Genomic DNA, 16,372 nt, shown 5'->3' with positions numbered 1-16,372 from the left:
CGGATTAGCGCGTGAGCGCCGCATAGCCCGCCGCCGCCTTCGGCACACCCGTTTCCTGCGCCGTCAGCCGGAAGCGGCACACCAGCGCAGCCAGGTTGGCCGCCTGCTCCTGCATGGCGCCCGCCGCCGCCGCTGCCTGCTCCACCAGCGCCGCGTTCTGCTGGGTTACCGAATCCATCTCGGTAATGGCCTGGTTCACATGGCCTATGCCGGTGCTCTGCTCGCCCGTGGCGGCCGTGATGGCGCCCATGATATGGGTCACCTTGGCCACGCTGCCCACCACGTCGTCCATGGTGGCGCCGGCCTTGGCCACCAGCGCGCTGCCGGCCTCGATGCTGCCCACCGAGTCGTTGATCAGTTCCTTGATCTCCTTGGCGGCCGAGGCGGAACGCTGCGCCAGGTTGCGCACTTCGCTCGCCACCACCGCGAAGCCGCGTCCCTGCTCGCCGGCGCGCGCCGCCTCCACCGCCGCGTTCAGCGCCAGGATATTGGTCTGGAAGGCGATGCCGTCGATCACGCTGATGATGTCCACAATGCGCGTGGCCGAGCTGTTGATGGTGTCCATGGTCTGCACCACCTGGGACACCACGGCGCCGCCCTGCTGCGCCACTTGCGACGCGGCCTTGGCCAGCTTGTTCGCTTCGGCCGCGTTGTCGGCGTTGTGGCTGACGGTGGTGGTGAGCTGCTCCATGGAGGCGGCGGTTTCTTCCAGCGAACTGGCCTGCGATTCGGTGCGCGCCGACAAATCCATATTGCCGCTCGCGATTTCCGACGAGGCGGTGGCGATGGTGTCCGCGCTGCGGCGGATCTCGCCGATGGTGGAAGCCAGGCTGGCCTGCATCGCCTTCATGCCATATAAAACGCTGCTGCTGTCGTTCGGGCTGGTGTTGACGGACGCGCTCAGGTCGCCCTTGGCGATGCGCGCCGCCACTTCGGCCGCGTATTCGGGCTCGCCGCCTATGGTGTGGCGCAGGCTGCGGTTGATATAGCTGACAATGCCGGACAGTACCAGGCACAGCGCCAGCAGCACGCCGCCGGACTTCAACAGGTTGGCCTGGAAGGCGTCGTCGATGTCGTCCATGTAGACGCCGGTGATGAGGTTCCACTCCCACGGCTTGTAGCTGATGACGTGGCTCAGCTTGGGCACCGCTTCCTTGGCGCCGGGGCGCGGCCACCAGTATTTCACGAAGCCGGTGCCGGCCGGGCTGTTGGCCACGGCCACGATGTCGCGGTAGAGATAGGTGCCCTTGGGGTCCTTGAAGTCCATCATGTTCTTGCCGTCATTCTCAGGCTTGATGGGGTGCATGATGGTGACGCCGGCATTGCTGGTCAGGGACAGATAGCCGTCCTTGCCGTAGCGCAGGGTCTTGATGATGGCCATGGCCTGCTTCTGGGCGTCTTCCTTGCTCAGTGCGCCGGACTGGGCTTTGTCGCCGTAGAGCTTGAGCACGCTCATGCCCATGTCGTCCAGGTTGGCCAGGTCGGCCATGCGCTCCTCGATGCGGGTGTTGCGCAGCTGGACGGCGTCGTGCAGGAAGATGGCGGTAATGCAGAACAGGCTGCAGATCAGGGGCACCCACAGCTTCTGGCGGAAAGAAAGATTCATCACTGCCGTCTCCACGAAATGTTCTTGTAAAACAAGAATACTCCTAATGCCGGCAGGAAAACTACTTAATTGATAGCGCGGCCCCGGCCTCGCGGGCCGGGGTGTTGCGCAAATCTGACCTGGGTGCTTATTACTGGGCGGCGGCGCCGCGTTTTGCCGAGGCGGTCAGGGTCTGGGCGGGGCGCTGCACGCGGCCGTCGAAGAACGATGGGTAGTTCACTTCGTTCAGGTCCAGCTCGCCGTTTGCGCGGGCGGCCAGCACGTCGGCCTTCACTTGTTCACGGGTCAGCGTGGAGGTGGTGTTGACCAGCGGCGGGTAGGTCACTTCGCTCAGTTCCAGTTCGCCGGCGTTGCGGCCGCGTATCACTTCAGCCTTGACCGCTTCGCGGCTGACTTCGGTTTTCTGGGCGGCGTTCAGTTTCGGGAAGTTCAATTCGGCTGGTTCGGCAAAGGCGGCGCCGGCGGCCAGCAGCAGGGAAACGGAAGCGATGATTTGTTTGGCGTTCATGATGTTTCTCCTAGAGAGTTGCGTTTCGATGGAGTCATCTTATGATTTAATTTGACGATAAAAAAGCGCAATTATCTGTTTAAACCTATCCGCTTTTCCGATTTATACCGACTACGCCCCTGGGAAGTGATGCAATCGGACTTGTTATGACACAATGCGGGGATTAAGTTTTCCGCAACTGTCCTCATGAAAAAAATGTCCAGCCTGGCGTTCGCGCTGCTCTCCGGAACGGCCGCCGCCGCCCCGCAGCCAGCGCCGCCGCAAGCACAGCCACAGCGCAAGATCGACGGCGCCAGCATGCTGCGCCACATCAAGGCGCTGGCGTCGGACGAGTTCGAAGGCCGCGCGCCGGCCAGCAAGGGCGAAACCGCCACCCTGGCCTACCTGCAGGACGAATTCAAGAAGCTCGGCGTGGCGGCGGGCAACCCGGACGGCAGCTATCTGCAGAAAGTGCCGCTGGTGTATGTGCAGCCCTCGCCCACGCTGGTCTACACCGCCGCCAGCAAGCCGGCGCCGCTGAATTTCCCGGGCGACTACGTGGCCTGGACCGCGCGCACCGAGCGCAAGGTCAGCCTGGCCAATTCCGAGCTGGTGTTCGTCGGCTACGGCGTGCAGGCGCCGGAATACAAATGGGACGACTACAAGGGCATGGACCTGCACGGCAAAACGCTGGTCATGCTGATCAACGACCCGCCGCTGCCGGACCCGAAGCGGCCGTCGCGGCTGGACCCGGCGCAGTTCGGCGGCGCCGTCACCAGCTACTACGGCCGCTGGAGCTACAAGTTCGAAACCGCCGAGCGCCTGGGCGCGGCCGGCGCGCTCATCGTGCACGAGACGCGCCAGGCCGGCTATCCCTACGACGTGGTGCGCAACAGCTGGGGCCGCGGGAGCTACGGCCTCAAGCAGGCCAAGGGCGGCCCGGCCGGCTATCCCGGCGTGGCCGGCTGGCTGCACCTGGACCGCGCCAAAGAGCTGTTCCAGGCCGCCGGACAGGACTTCGACGCGCTGAAGAAGGCGGCGCTGTCGCGCGACTTCAAGCCGGTGCCGCTGGGCGCCACCATCAGCGCCACCGTGCTCAACGCGTGGAACGAGATGCCGTCGCATAACGTGGTGGCCAAGATCGAAGGCTCGGACCCCAAGCTCAAGGAGGAAGTGGTGGTCTACAGCGCGCACTGGGACCATTTCGGCGTGGACGAGTCGCTGCCCGGGCCGCGCAGCAAGCAGATCTTCCACGGCGCGCAGGACAACGCGTCCGGCGTGGCGGCGCTGCTGGAACTGGCGCGCGCCTTCAAGGCGCTGCCGCAGCCGCCCCGGCGCAGCATACTGTTCCTGCTGACCACGGGCGAGGAACGCGGCCTGCTGGGCGCGCAGTACTACGCGCGCCATCCGCTGTATCCGGCCGCCAAGACCGTGCTGAACATCAATCTGGACGGCCTGAACCTGTGGGGCAAGACGCGCGACATCGAGCTGACCGGGCACGGCAAGTCCACCGCCGACGACCTGGTGGCGGCCGTGGCCAAGTCGCAGGGACGCGTGGTGCGGCCGGAGGGCAATCCGGAAATGGGGGCGTTCTACCGCAGCGACCAGCTGGAGTTCGCCAAGCTGGGGGTGCCGGTGGTGTACACGCACGGCGGGCGCGACTTCATCGGCAAGCCGCCCGGCTACGCCGCCGCCACGCTGGACGCCTACACGGCGCACGACTACCACAAGGTGACGGACGTGGTGCAGCCGGGCTGGGACATGAGCGGCGCGGTACAGGACGCCGAGCTGCTGTTCGAGGTCGGCCTGCGCGCCGCGCAGGACCCGGCCACGCCGCAGTGGAAGCCCGGCGCGGAGTTCAAGTCCGCGCGCGAGGCCGTGGCCAGGTAGGACGCCTTACAGCTGGGCGGTCAGCAGGCGCTGCAAGGCGCCGGCGTGCGGACCCGGCACCGTCAGCATGGCCAGCTTGCCGGCCAGGCGCTGCAGCTGGGTGCGGTTGCGCTGCTGGTAGGCGTCGCTGGCAGCCGAGATGTCGCGCGCGATTCCTTGCGCGGCCGCTTCGATGCGCGGCTGGTCTTCCGGCGTCATGTCGATCACGCTCACCAGATAGGTGGCGCCCCATTGCAGCCGGGTGGCGCTGCCCACGGCGGCGTTCCACGCCTGCTCGTACCAGCCCAGCGTGGCGGGGATGTCGTTGCGGCGGCGCGCGGCCGCAGCCAAACTCAGCATGAAGTACCAGGGCGCATGCGAACCGGCCAGCGTGGCCTGCAGCAGCGCTTCGGCGTCGGCGGCAAAGCCGGCGTCGTTCAGCGCGCTCACGGCGGTGTTGACCAGGCTGTGGCGGGCATGGGGCTCCGTCACCTCGGCCAGCGCGGCGGCCACCGTGCTGCGCACCAGCTCGGCCACGCCCTCGGACGGGCCGCCCAGGCGCACCAGGCGCATGCGCAGGCGCACGGCCACCAGGCGGTCGCCCAGCGGCAGCCAGTCGTCGGCGGCGAATTCGCGCGCGGCCTTGTCCAGCGCCTGCACCAGCTCGCCCTGCCGGGCGCCCGACCATTTCACCAGGTTGACGCCGTGGTTGACGATCAGGTCCATATTGGCGCGCGCCAGGCGCGTGTCGCCGAACACGCGCAGCAGGCGGTCGGCGGCGGCGGCGATCACCGCGGCGGCCTGCGCCGCGCTGGCGGCGGCATTGCCGGCCTGGGTCTGGCCCGGAATGCGGCCGGCGGCGGCCACTTGCGCGTGCAGGTGCAGGCGCGCGGCCGCGTCGCCCGCCGGGCAGGCTTCGGCCAGGCGGGCCAGCGCGGCGGGCTGCTCGGCGGCGGGCAGCAGCTGGCCTTCGTCGGTGTCCCAGGAATACAGGCTGAGCAGCGCCCACTCCTGCTCCGCCAGCGGCCGCGTGCCGCCCAGGGCGGCCTGCAGCGATTCGGCGGCGGTGTGGCCGGCGTTCAGCGCCAGGTCCAGCGCGGAGATGAAGGTTTCGCCGTCCAGCTCGCACGGCAGGCGGGTGATCTCGCGCCCGTCCGGGGCGTACAGCACCAGCGTGGGATAGCTGCGCAGCTTGTATTGCGCGGCCAGCGCCTGCGCGCCGGGCGCGTCGCCGTCCAGCCAGAACGGCAACAGGCCGCGCATGCGCTGGGCGAACTCGGGCAGGCTGAACATGTCAGCCTTGACCCGGTTGCACGGCGGGCACCAGCCGGCGCCCCAGTACAGGAACAAGGGGCGGCCCACCGAGGCCGCCAGCCCGAACGCGGCGCCCAGATCACCGCTTTGCCATTCGATCGCCGTCGCCATGATGCTCAGGGCTCGCGGGCCAGGGCCAGGAATTCGGTGCGCAGCGCCAGGTTGGGCTGCAGCTCGCCCAGCATGGACGAGGTGATGGTTTCCTCGCCCGGCGTGCGGATGCCGCGGCTTTCCATGCACAGGTGGCGGCAACGCACCACCACGCCCACGGCCTTGGGCTCGAGCGCGTCCATCAGCGCATTGGCGATCTGCTGGGTCAGGCGCTCCTGCACCTGCAAGCGCTTGGCGAAGCAGTCGACCAGGCGGGTCAGCTTGGACAGGCCGACGATCTTGCCGTTAGGCACGTAACCGATGGTGGCCTTGCCGAAGAACGGCGCCAGGTGGTGCTCGCAGTGGCTGTAGACCGGAATGCCGCGCACCACGATCAGCTCGTTGTACTGCTCGGCGCCGTCCTCGAACACCTTGAGCAGCTCGACCGGGTCCTGGGCGTAGCCGGAGGTCCAGTGTTTCCACGCCTTGGCGACGCGGTGCGGGGTTTCGTGCAGGCCGGGACGGTCGGGGTCTTCGCCCAGGCTTTCCAGCAGGCGGCGCCAGTCGTTTTCGTTGAATGCTGCTTCTTTGGTCATGATGTAGCCATAAAAAATGCGATTGGCGTCAGTATATAGAAAACCCCGGCGGCCCACCTGACGCGGCCCGGCTTTTGCCCGCTGCGGCGGCTATTTTCCCGGCGGCCGGTAGGCTGCCAGCAACTCGGCCGCGATCGACACCGTGATGGGCCGCTCCGGCCAGTCGTCGTCCGGCCCGAACCAGCGCGCCTCGGCGATTTCCTCCGTGTCCACGCGGATCTCGCCGTCCAGGTAGTCCGCCGTGTAGGCCAGCATCAGCGAGTGCGGGAAGGGCCAGGACTGGCTGCCGAAGTAGCGCAGATTGTGCACCCGCAGGCCGACCTCCTCGTACACCTCGCGGTGGATGGCGTCCTCGACCGATTCGCCGGCCTCCAGGAAGCCGGCCAGCGCCGTGTAGCGCTTGTACGGCGACTGTGCGTGCATGGCCAGCAAGACGCTGTCGCCCTTGCGTATCAGCACCATCATGGCGGGGGAAATGCGGGGGTAGGCTGTCATATTGCAAGCCGGGCAGCGGAAGCTGCGGTCGTTGCCGGCCAGCTTCATCGGCGTGGCGCAAGCGCCGCAGTAGCGGTGGGTGCGCGCCCATTCGGCCAGCTGGCAGGCGCGCCCGGCCAGGCCCATGAATTCGTCGTCCAGCGTGCCAAACAGGCTGCGCAAGCTATGCCAGGTATAATTTTGTTGCGCTACAGCATCACTTTCAACCCAGGCCAGCTGATAATAGCGTTCATTCCACACGCCGAGCGGATGGATGCGTTCGGGCGGCAGGTGCAGGCCGGATTGCGCCAAGGCGGCCGCGTCCGGCAGGGCCAGGCTGCCGTCGGCCAGCAGGAGCGAGCCGCCCTGGAACACGAAGGTGAGCGGATCGGGATGGGCTTGCGGAGTAATCGCAGGGGAAAATGCGGCGGGCGTTTTTATCATTATGTCTACGTTCCTGGGCTTTATTAAAAAATCATAATCCGGTGTCTATGAATTTTGTTAATAGATGCACGCTAAGTCATTGTTTCCAGACCAAGATTTAAACTACTTTTACCTACCAGTTCTCAATAACGGCGCAATTGCGGTTAAGATATATTGCTGCCAGGAGAGATTTTAAAATGCCCTCAATATTACTCGGTTTAAGCACCACCCAAGTTGCCTCGCTGTCGACGGCCCAGATCGCCTTGCTGGCGACGTCGGATATGCTCGTCCTCACCACGGAGCAACTGCAGGCGCTCAGCACCACGCAATTGAGGGCATTGACCGCCACCCAGCTGCGCGCCCTGCCCAACGCCACCATCGGCGCCATCAACACCGGGCAGCTGGGCGGCATTTCCACCTTGCAGATCCAGGCCTTCTCCAGCAGCCAGCTGGCCGGCCTGAGCACCACGCAGCTGGTGGACGGCCTGAACACGGCGCAGCTGGCCGCGCTGACCACGCAGCAGGTGGGCGCGCTCAGCGCAGCCCAGTTCTCCAGCCTGGAAACCGGCGACATCGCCGCGCTCAAAGGCCTGCAGATCGCGGTGCTGAACACGGCCCAGCTGGCCGCGCTCGACAGCAGCCAGTTCGCCGCGCTCACCACGGCCCAGGCCGCCGCCTTCACCACGCGCCAGCTGAACGCCTTCACCAGCACCCAGCTCAACGCGCTGGAAACCAATGACTTCGCGGCGCTGACCTCGCAGCAGCTCAATGCGCTCAACGCGCAGCAAGCCAATGCGCTGGACGACGCCCACCTGGCCGCGCTCTCCACCGCCCAGACCGCCGCGCTGTCGACCGCGCTGCTGTCCGCGCTGTCGACCAGCCGCATCGCCGCGCTGCAGACCACCGACGTGGCCGCCCTCACCAGCGCGCAGCTGAACGCCTTCAGCAGCGCCCAGTTGGGCGCCTTCAGCAGCACCCAGCTGGCCGCGCTGACCACCTTGCAGACCGGTTCCCTGTCCACCCAGCAGGTGGCGGTGCTCAATTCCGACCAGCTGGCCGCGCTCAGCACGGCCGGTTTCGGCGCGCTGAAAACCGCCCAGGTGGCGGTGCTGAACACGGCCGCCATCGACGCGCTCGACACGCGCCAGCTGGCGCAGCTCAACAGCCTGCAGCTGGCGGCGCTGACCACCACCCAGGTGCGCGCCCTGAACAGCATGCAGCTGGCCGCGCTGAGCACGGCGCAAGCGTCGTCGCTGGCCACGCGCCAGATCGCCGCGCTGCTGAGCACGCAATTGGCGGCGCTCGAGACGGTGGACTTCGCCGCCCTGAAATCGACCCAGCTGACGGCCCTGAGCACGGCCCAGGTGGCCGCGCTGGGCACCCAGCTGCTGGCCGCGCTGAAAACCGTGCAGCTGGGCGGCCTGGAAACGCGCCAATTGCTGGCCCTGAACAGCTGGCAGGCCGCCGCGCTGTCGACCGCCACCCTGGCCGCGCTGAAGACGCAGCAGCTGGCCGCGTTCAACACCGCCGCCATCGCCGCGCTGAGCGACACCCAGCTGGCCGGACTGGCCAGCGTGCAAATTGCCGCGCTGAGCAGCACGCAAGTGCAGGCGCTGGGCACCGACCAGATCGTCGCGCTGAGCAGCATGCAGGCACGCGGCCTGACCACGCGCCAGCTCGGCGCGCTCAGCACCGTGCAGCTGAACGCACTCGAAACGCGCGACTGGACCCAGATGCACTCGCTGCAGATCGCCGCGCTCAACTCTGCGCAGATCGCCGCCCTGTCGACCGACCTGATCATTGCGCTCAACAGCGCCCAGGCCGGCGCGCTCACCACCCAGCAACTGCTGGCGCTGTCCTCGGACCAGCTGAACGCGCTGGAAACGTCGGACTGGCGCAGCCTGAAAACCAGCCAGATCGCGGCCCTGAACACGGCCCAGATCGCCGCGCTGGGCAGCACCCTGCTGTCCACGCTAACCACGCTGCAGGTCGGCGCGCTGACCTCGCTGCAACTGGGCGCGCTCGACAGCGCCCAGCTGGGCGCCTTCAACAGCGCCGAGCTGGCCGCGCTGAAAACCCAGCAGATCGCGGCCCTGTCGACCGACAATATCGCCACGCTGGGCACGTCCCAGCTGGTGCTGATCAACACCCTGCAAGTGGGGGCGCTGACCAGCGCCCAGCTGAACGCGCTCGACAGCGTGCAAGTGGCCGCGCTGACCACCGCGCAGGCCGGCGCGCTGAGCACGCGCCAGCTGGCCGCGCTCGACACCGACCATGTCAACGCGCTGGAAACGCGCGACTGGGCCGCCCTGAAAACCGCGCAGATCGCCGCCTTCACCACGGCCCAGATGGCCGCGCTGTCGACCGAACTGATCGCCGCGCTGACCACCGCCCAGGCCGCCGCGCTGACGACGGCGCAGCTGCGCGCGCTCAGCACCACGCAGCTGGCCGCGATGGAAAGCGCCGACTTCGCCGCCCTGAAAACCCACCAGCTGGCCGCGCTCAACACCGGCGCCATCGGCAACCTGAACACCTCGCAGCTGGGCGCCATGAGCACCACCCAGATCGTCCAGCTGAGCGTGGCGCAAGTGCAGGCGCTGACCACCGACCAGGTGGCCGGCCTGCGCAGCCACCAGGCCGCCGCGCTGACCACGCAGCAAGTCGCCGCCCTGCTGAGCACGCAGCTGGCCGCGCTGTCCAGCGCCACCTTGGCGCTGATGAAGACCAGCCAGCTGGCCGCGCTGACCAGCACGCAAGTGGCCACGCTGGGCACCCACCAGATCGCCGGACTGACCACGGCCCAGGCCGCCGGACTGGGCACGCAGCAGATCGCCGCCTTGTCGACCGACCAGGCCGCCGCGCTGGAAAGCAGCGACCTGGCCGCGCTGAAAACCCAGCAGATCGCCAGCCTGTCCACCGCCGCGCTGGCCGCGCTCAACAGTGTGCAGCTTCAGGCCATGGGCTCGCTGCAGCTGGGCGCGCTGAGCTCGCAGCAGGTGCAGGCGCTGGGCAGCGACCAGATCGTGGCGCTGACCACCTTGCAGGCCTCCACGCTGGGCACCCGCCAGCTGGCGGCGCTCGCCAGCGACCAGCTGAACGCGCTGGAAACGCAGGACCTGGCCAGCTTGAAAACCCAGCAGATCGCCGCCCTCGGCAGCGCCCAGCTGGCCGCGCTGGACACCGGCCTGATCGCCGCGCTGACCACGCTGCAGGCCGGCGCGCTGACCACCCAGCAAGTGGCCGCGCTGACCACGGCGCAGACCGCCGCGCTGGAAAGCAATGACCTGGCCGCGCTCAAGACGCAGCAGATCGCCGCGCTGGGCAACGACAGCCTGGCCGTGCTGAACACGCAGCAAGTACGCGCGCTGGGCACCCAGCAGCTGGCCGCCCTGAGCACGACGCAGCTGGGCGCGTTCGACAGCAGGCAGATCGCCGCGCTGAGCACGCTGCAGGCGTCGAACCTGCGCAGCGCGCAAATCGCCGCCCTGGGCAGCGACCAGCTGGCCGCGCTCGAAACCGAAGACTTCGCCAGCCTGAAGACCACCCAGCTGGTCGCCCTGACCACGGCCCAGGCCGCATTGCTGAGCACGGCCCAGATCGCCGCGCTGACCACAGTGCAGGCCGCCGCGCTGAGCACCGCGCAACTGGCGGCGCTGTCCACCGACCAGATCCAGGCGCTGGAAACCGGCGACCTGGCCGCGTTGCGCACCGTGCAGCTGGCCGGCCTGTCGACCACGCAGCTGGTGGCGCTGAGCAGCGCCCAGCTGGCCGCGCTGACCTCGCTGCAACTGGCCGGCCTGAGCGGCGCCCAGCTGGCCGCGCTCGGCTCGTCCCAGCTGGCCGGCCTGAACACGCTGCAGCTGGGCGCCTTCACCACGGCCCAGATCGCGGCGCTGACCACGGCCCAGATCGCCGCGCTGGCGACCGCCGACTTCGCGCGCCTGAAAGCGACGCAGATCGCCGCGCTGACCACCGAACAAATGGCCGCCCTCGACAGCGACCACCTGGCCGCGCTGACCACCGCGCAAGCGTCCTCGCTGACCACGCGCCAGCTGGCCGCCCTGCTCACCAGCCAGATCGCCGCACTGGAAAGCGAAGACCTGGGCGCGCTGAAAACCGTGCAGATCGCCGCCCTGTCCAGCCTGCAGATCGGCGCGCTCGACACGGTGCAGGTGCAGGCCCTGAAAGCGCTGCAAGTGGCGGCCCTGGGCAGCGAGCAGCTGGCCGGCCTGAACAGCGCGCAAATCGTGGCGCTGACCACCCTGCAGGTCGGCAGCCTGACCACGCGCCAGATCCTGGCACTGGGCAGCAACCAGCTGGCGGCCATGGAACTGGACGACTTCGCCAGCCTGAAAGCGACCCAGGTGGCGGTGCTGAGCAGCACCCAGATCGCCCAGCTCGACACGGCCCATATCCAGGCCCTGACCTCGCTGCAGGCCGGTTCGCTGACCAGCAGCCAGCTGGCGGTGCTGTCGACCGCCCAGATCGCCGCGCTGGAGACGGCCGACTTTGCGGCGCTCAAAGTGGGGCCGATGGCCTCGCTGACCACCGAGCATATCGCCGCCCTGAGCACGGCCCAGGTGGCCGCGCTGACCAGCTTGCAGATCGGCATCCTGTCGACGGCGCAGCTGGCCGTGCTGAGCACGGACCAGATCCGCGCGCTGGAAACGGTGGACATGCTGCAACTGCGCGCCAACCAGATCGCCAGCCTGAGCAGCACCCAGCTGAACGCGCTGCAGGACAGCCAGCTGCAATCGCTGACCTCGCTGCAACTGGCGGTGCTCAGCACCACGCAAGTGCAGTCCCTGCTGACCAGCCAGATCGCCGCGCTGACCACGCTGCAGGCGCTGTCGCTGAGCGCCGCGCAGATCGCCGCCCTCAGCAGCGACCAGCTGGCCGCCATGGAAACCCAGGACCAGGCCGTGCTGAAAACCAGCCAGATCGCCGCCCTGACGACCGACCAGGTTGCCGCGCTAAACAGCGTGCAGCTGGCCGCGCTGACCCAGGCCCAGGCCGGTGCGCTGAGCAGCACGCAGCTGCTGGTGCTGAGCAGCGACCAGATCCGCATGCTGGAAACGTCCGACCTGGCCGCGCTGAAAACCAGCCAGATCGCCGTGCTGGGCAGCGACCAGCTGGCCGCCCTGAGCGACGAGCAGCTGCAAAGCCTGACCGCGCCGCAAGTGGCCGCGCTGACCACGGCCCAGCTGTCCACCCTGAGCACCAGCCGCATCGAAGCGCTGACCACCGCGCAGATCACCGGCCTGAACTCGGCCCAGCTGCAGGCCCTGGCCAGCGACCAGGTGCAGGCGATAGAAACGGCGGACTTCGCCGCGCTGAAAACCAGCCAGATCGTGGCGCTGGCCAGCGACCAGATCGCCGCCCTGACCACCGACCAGATCGTGGCGCTGACCACGGCGCAGGCCGCCGCGCTGACCACCGAGCAATTGCAGGCGCTCAGCACCGACCAGCTGAGCGCCATGGAGACGGCCGACCTGGTGGCGCTGCGCAGCAGCCCCAATATGGCGCTGACCAGCAACCTGATCAGCGTGCTGACCACCTACCAGATCCAGAGCCTGAGCACGGCGCAGCTGTCCGGCCTGGCGGCCGACCAGATGGGCGCCTTCAACACCGCCCAGATCGTGGCGCTGACCACGGCGCAAGTGGGCGCCTTCAGCACCGACCAGCTGCAGTCGCTGAGCACCACCCAGCTGCTGGCGCTGGAAACGCGCGACTTCGCGGCCCTGTCGAGCAGCCAGCTGAACGGCCTGGCCAGCGAACAGATCCTGGCGCTGGACGCGGCCCACCTGGCCGCGCTGACCACCGCGCAAGCGGCCGCGCTGGCCACCGACCAGCTGCAATTGCTGAGCACCAGCCAGATCCGCCTGCTGGAAACGGCCGACCTGGCCGCGCTGCAAACCAGCCAGACCAGCAGCCTGACGACCGAACAGATCGCCGCGCTGACCACCTGGCAGCTGGCGCGCCTGGGCACGGCCCAGATCGCCACGCTGACCAGCGAGCAGCTGCAAGCACTGGGCACCGCGCAAATCGCCGGCCTGAGCACGCTGCAAGTGGCCAACCTGGGCCTGGAGCAGCTGACCCTGCTCACCAGCGACCAGGTGGCCGCGCTGGAAACCGCGGACTTCGCACGCCTGAGCACGGCGCAGGTGCAGGCCCTGGGCAGCGCCCAGCTGGCCTATCTGCTGACCAGCCAGATCGCCGCGCTGACCACGGCGCAAGCGGCCGCGCTGGACACCGACCAGATCGCCGCGCTGTCGAGCGAGCAGGTGGCCGCGCTGGAAAGCGCGGACCTGCGCGCCCTGGGCACGCACCAGATCGCCGCCCTGTCCAGCGACAACATCCTGGCCCTGGCCACGGCCCAGGTGGCGCAGCTGACCACGCTGCAGCTGAACGCCCTGGCCAGCGAGCAGCTCATGCTGCTGGGCAGCGACCAGATCGCCGCGCTGAGCACGGCCCAGGTCTCCGGCCTGAGTCTGGAGCAGCTCGCGCTGCTCGACGACAGCCAGATGGCCGCGCTGGAAACCTCGGACCTGAACGCGCTGCGCAGCAGCCAGTTCACCGCCCTGTCCAGCAGCCAGATCGCGGCGCTGGCCACGCGCCAGGTGGCGGCGCTGAGCACCGCGCTGATCAGCCAGCTCACCACCAGCCAGCTGGCCGACGGCCTGGGCACCGACCAGGTCGCCGCGCTGAGCACCGCCCAGGTGCGCGCGCTGGCCGACAGCCAGCTGGCCGCGCTGAGCGCGCTCCAGGTGGCCGCCATTGAAACCTCCGACCTGAACGCGCTGAGCACGCTGCAACTGGGCGCGCTGGGCAGCGATTTCCTGCAAGCCCTGGCCAGCACGCAAGTGGCGGCGCTGTCCACCGCCGTGCTGGCCGCGCTGAGCAGCACGCAATTGCAGAACCTGGACGCCGTGCAGCTGGCGGCGCTGGGCAGCAGCCAGATCGCCAGCCTGGCCACGGTGCAAGTGGCCGGCCTGGCCACGGCGCAGATCGCCGCGCTGAGCACGGAACAGCTGCAGGCGCTGTCCACCCAGGCCATCGCCGCGCTGACGCTGGCGCAGCTGACCGAAGGCCTGGACGCGGCGCAGCTCGCCTCGCTGGGCAGCAGCGCCATCGCCGCGCTGCGCAGCAGCCAGGTGGCCGGCCTGCTCGACAGCCAGCTGGCCGCGCTCAACACCCTGCAGGTGGCCACGCTGGGCAGTGTCCAGCTGGGCGGCCTGAGCACCGCGCAGATCGACCTGTTCGACACCACCCAGGTCAGCGCGCTGAACACCGTGGCGCTGGCCTCGCTGAGCACCATCCAGCTCAGCGAAGGCTTCAGCGCCGCCGACATCGCCGCGCTGACCACCGCGCAGGCCGCCGTACTGACCAGCGCCCAGCTCAACAGCCTGACGCTGGCCCAGTTGGCGGCGCTGGAAACGTCCGACCTGGCCGCGCTCACCACGCGCCAGGTGGCGCAGCTCGACAACGACCAGTTCCTGGCGCTGAACAGCGTGCAAGTGGCGGCCCTGGGCACGCAGCAGGTGCGCGCGCTGAGCACGCTGCAAATCGCCTCGCTCGACACCGCCAACCTGGCCGAGCTGACCACCACCCAGCTCGACGCGCTGAGCAGCGCGCAGGTGCGCGCCATCGACCTGGGCACGCTGTCCACGCTGGCCACCGACCAGCTGCAGCAGCTGGGCACGGCGCAGATCGCCGCGCTGAGCACGCTGCAAATCGCCAGTCTGGCGCTGACCCAGATTCCGGCGCTGAGCACCACCCAGATCCCGGCGCTGGGCAGCCTGCAGCTGGCCGCCCTCACCGCCGACCAGATGTTCGCGCTGAACACCGTGCAGATCGGCGCGCTGGGTACGCTGCAGATCGGCTACCTCACCACGGCCCAGCTGCCGGCGCTGTCCAACGGCCAGCTGCAGGCGCTGAGCCCGGCCCAGATCGCCGCCATCAAGCTGGGCCAGATCACCTCGCTCAGCGTGGACCAGATAGGCGCGCTGCTGGACAGCCAGCTGGTGAGCCTGAATTCGGCCCAGCTGCAGGCGCTGACCAACACCCAGATCGTGGCCTTCAGCGGCGCCCAGGTGGCGGCGCTGGAAACCCAGCAGGTGCTGGCCCTGAAGAACGCGCAGCTGGCGGTGTGGACCATCGACCATCTCAGCGCGCTCACCACCGAGCAGCTGGCCGCCATGAGCACGTCGCAGATCAGCAACCTGAGCGTGGCCCAGCTGGGCTACCTGGCCGATACGCAGATGCCGGGCCTGAACACGGCCCAGCTGTCCACGCTCAAGATCAGCCAGGTGAGCGCGCTGGGCAATGAGCAGCTGGCCGCCTTCGACGACCTGCAAATGGCCGCCTTCACCGGCGCCCAGGTGGCGGCCTTCACCACCAGCCAGATCGCGGCGCTGCCGCTGGCCCAGCTCGACGCGCTGACGGCTTCCCAGCTGCAGGCGCTCAAGGCCAGCCAGGTGCTGGCGCTGAGCACGGCGCAAGTGGCCGGCATCACCACCACCCAGGCCGCCGCGCTGAGCACGCTGGCGCTGACCACGCTGACCACCACCCAGGTGATGGCGCTGGAAACCAACGACATCGCCGCCATGAGCGCCTTCCAGCTGAACCAGTTCAGCGTGGCGCAGATCAACGTCATGTCCACCGACCAGCAGATGGCGGGCGGCTTCATCGCCTCGCCGCTGGTGCTGGACCTGAACGGCGACGGCGTGCAGACGCTGGCCATCACGGCCGGCGTGCAGTTCGACATCCGCGCCGCCGGCGCGGCCGTGGCCACCGGCTGGGTCAATGCGCAGGACGGCCTGCTGGCCCTGGACCGCAACCACGACGGCGTGATCAACGACGGCGGCGAGCTGTTCGGCGAAGCCACCCGCCTGGCGGGCGGCGGCAAAGCCAGCGACGGCTACGCCGCGCTGGCCGGGCTGGACGACAACGGCGACGGCGCCATCACCTCGGCCGACGCGGCCTACGGCGCGCTGCGCGTGTGGGTGGACGGCAACGCGGACGGCGTCAGCCAGCAGGACGAGCTGAAGACGCTGGACAGCCTGCACATCGCCAGCATCAGCACCACCGGCAAGGCGGACCCGCTCACGCAGAACGGCAACATCCTCGGCATGGCGTCGAGCTACACCAGCAGCGACGGCAGCCAACACGCCACCGCCGACGTGTGGTTCCGCGCCCAGGGCGGCCTGGCCGGCCAGGTCAGCAGCCTGACACAGATCATGGCCAGCTACAACGCCGCCGCTGCCGGCGCCGCCGCCACCGGCCAGCCGGCCCTGCCCGCCATGCCCGGCTCGGCTGCGGCCAGCGCGGCTGCCCTGCCGCACAACATCCAGGCCATGGCCGACGCGCTGCGCCAGTACACCGGCCACGGCGCCGCCGGCCAGATGGCGCCGTCCGCGCCGGACGCGCGCTGGAAGGAAACCCAGCAGCACGGCTGGCTGGCCGCGCCGGGCGGCAAGAGCTGATCCCGCAAGCCCCCAGCCTCAGGGCCGG

7 protein-coding genes are annotated in these 16,372 nt (G+C 68.8%); 2 read left to right on the top strand and 5 right to left on the bottom strand.

Annotation, left to right across the window (positions count from 1 at the left end):
- Positions 1-4 precede the first annotated feature (4 nt).
- Together AC07S4_RS28605 and AC07S4_RS28600 are read right to left on the bottom strand one after the other, a co-directional pair.
- Positions 5-1,606, bottom strand: coding sequence for a methyl-accepting chemotaxis protein (locus tag AC07S4_RS28605; RefSeq protein ID WP_494989826.1), 1,602 nt, complete (start codon positions 1,604-1,606; stop codon positions 5-7).
- Positions 1,607-1,736: 130 nt separating this feature from the next.
- Positions 1,737-2,114 (bottom strand): DUF4148 domain-containing protein, encoded by a 378-nt coding sequence (locus AC07S4_RS28600; protein ID WP_494989825.1) that lies wholly within the window; start codon positions 2,112-2,114, stop codon positions 1,737-1,739.
- Between the two features lie 186 nt (positions 2,115-2,300).
- On the opposite strand from AC07S4_RS28600, the gene AC07S4_RS28595 reads away from it, so the two are divergent.
- Positions 2,301-3,983, top strand: coding sequence for a M20/M25/M40 family metallo-hydrolase (locus tag AC07S4_RS28595; protein ID WP_494989824.1), 1,683 nt, complete (start codon positions 2,301-2,303; stop codon positions 3,981-3,983).
- A 6-nt stretch (positions 3,984-3,989) separates the two neighbouring features.
- On the opposite strand, the gene AC07S4_RS28590 is transcribed toward AC07S4_RS28595, so the two are convergent.
- From AC07S4_RS28590 to nudC, 3 genes are all read right to left on the bottom strand, one after another.
- The gene (locus AC07S4_RS28590) at positions 3,990-5,387 is read right to left on the bottom strand and encodes a thioredoxin family protein (protein WP_494989823.1); all 1,398 of its coding nucleotides are present in this window, start codon (positions 5,385-5,387) and stop codon (positions 3,990-3,992) included.
- A 5-nt stretch (positions 5,388-5,392) separates the two neighbouring features.
- On the bottom strand, positions 5,393-5,962 hold the full coding sequence (gene folE, locus AC07S4_RS28585) for a GTP cyclohydrolase I FolE (RefSeq protein ID WP_494989822.1): 570 nt from the start codon (positions 5,960-5,962) through the stop codon (positions 5,393-5,395).
- 90 nt (positions 5,963-6,052) lie between these two features.
- The gene (gene nudC, locus AC07S4_RS28580; RefSeq protein WP_494989821.1) at positions 6,053-6,880 is read right to left on the bottom strand and encodes an NAD(+) diphosphatase; all 828 of its coding nucleotides are present in this window, start codon (positions 6,878-6,880) and stop codon (positions 6,053-6,055) included.
- A gap of 176 nt (positions 6,881-7,056) precedes the next feature.
- Here nudC and AC07S4_RS28575 point away from each other — a divergent pair, with 176 nt between their 5' ends.
- Positions 7,057-16,344: an SPM autocatalytic domain-containing protein gene (locus AC07S4_RS28575; protein WP_494989820.1), complete on the top strand. Its 9,288-nt coding sequence runs from the start codon at positions 7,057-7,059 to the stop codon at positions 16,342-16,344.
- The last annotated feature ends 28 nt before the right edge of the window (positions 16,345-16,372 follow it).

Source organism: Pseudoduganella sp. GW821-FHT05F09, assembly GCF_059419605.1.
This window is presented reverse-complemented; position numbering and strand designations above follow the sequence as displayed.

Bases quoted from the DNA above. Each gene is read 5' to 3' on its own strand.
- AC07S4_RS28605 (WP_494989826.1), bottom strand. From the start codon at position 1,606: ATGAATCTTTCTTTCCGCCAGAAGCTGTGGGTGCCCCTGATCTGCAGC.
- AC07S4_RS28600 (WP_494989825.1), bottom strand. From the start codon at position 2,114: ATGAACGCCAAACAAATCATCGCTTCCGTTTCCCTGCTGCTGGCCGCC.
- AC07S4_RS28595 (WP_494989824.1), top strand. From the start codon at position 2,301: ATGAAAAAAATGTCCAGCCTGGCGTTCGCGCTGCTCTCCGGAACGGCC.
- AC07S4_RS28590 (WP_494989823.1), bottom strand. From the start codon at position 5,387: ATGGCGACGGCGATCGAATGGCAAAGCGGTGATCTGGGCGCCGCGTTC.
- folE (WP_494989822.1), bottom strand. From the start codon at position 5,962: ATGACCAAAGAAGCAGCATTCAACGAAAACGACTGGCGCCGCCTGCTG.
- nudC (WP_494989821.1), bottom strand. From the start codon at position 6,880: ATGATAAAAACGCCCGCCGCATTTTCCCCTGCGATTACTCCGCAAGCC.
- AC07S4_RS28575 (WP_494989820.1), top strand. From the start codon at position 7,057: ATGCCCTCAATATTACTCGGTTTAAGCACCACCCAAGTTGCCTCGCTG.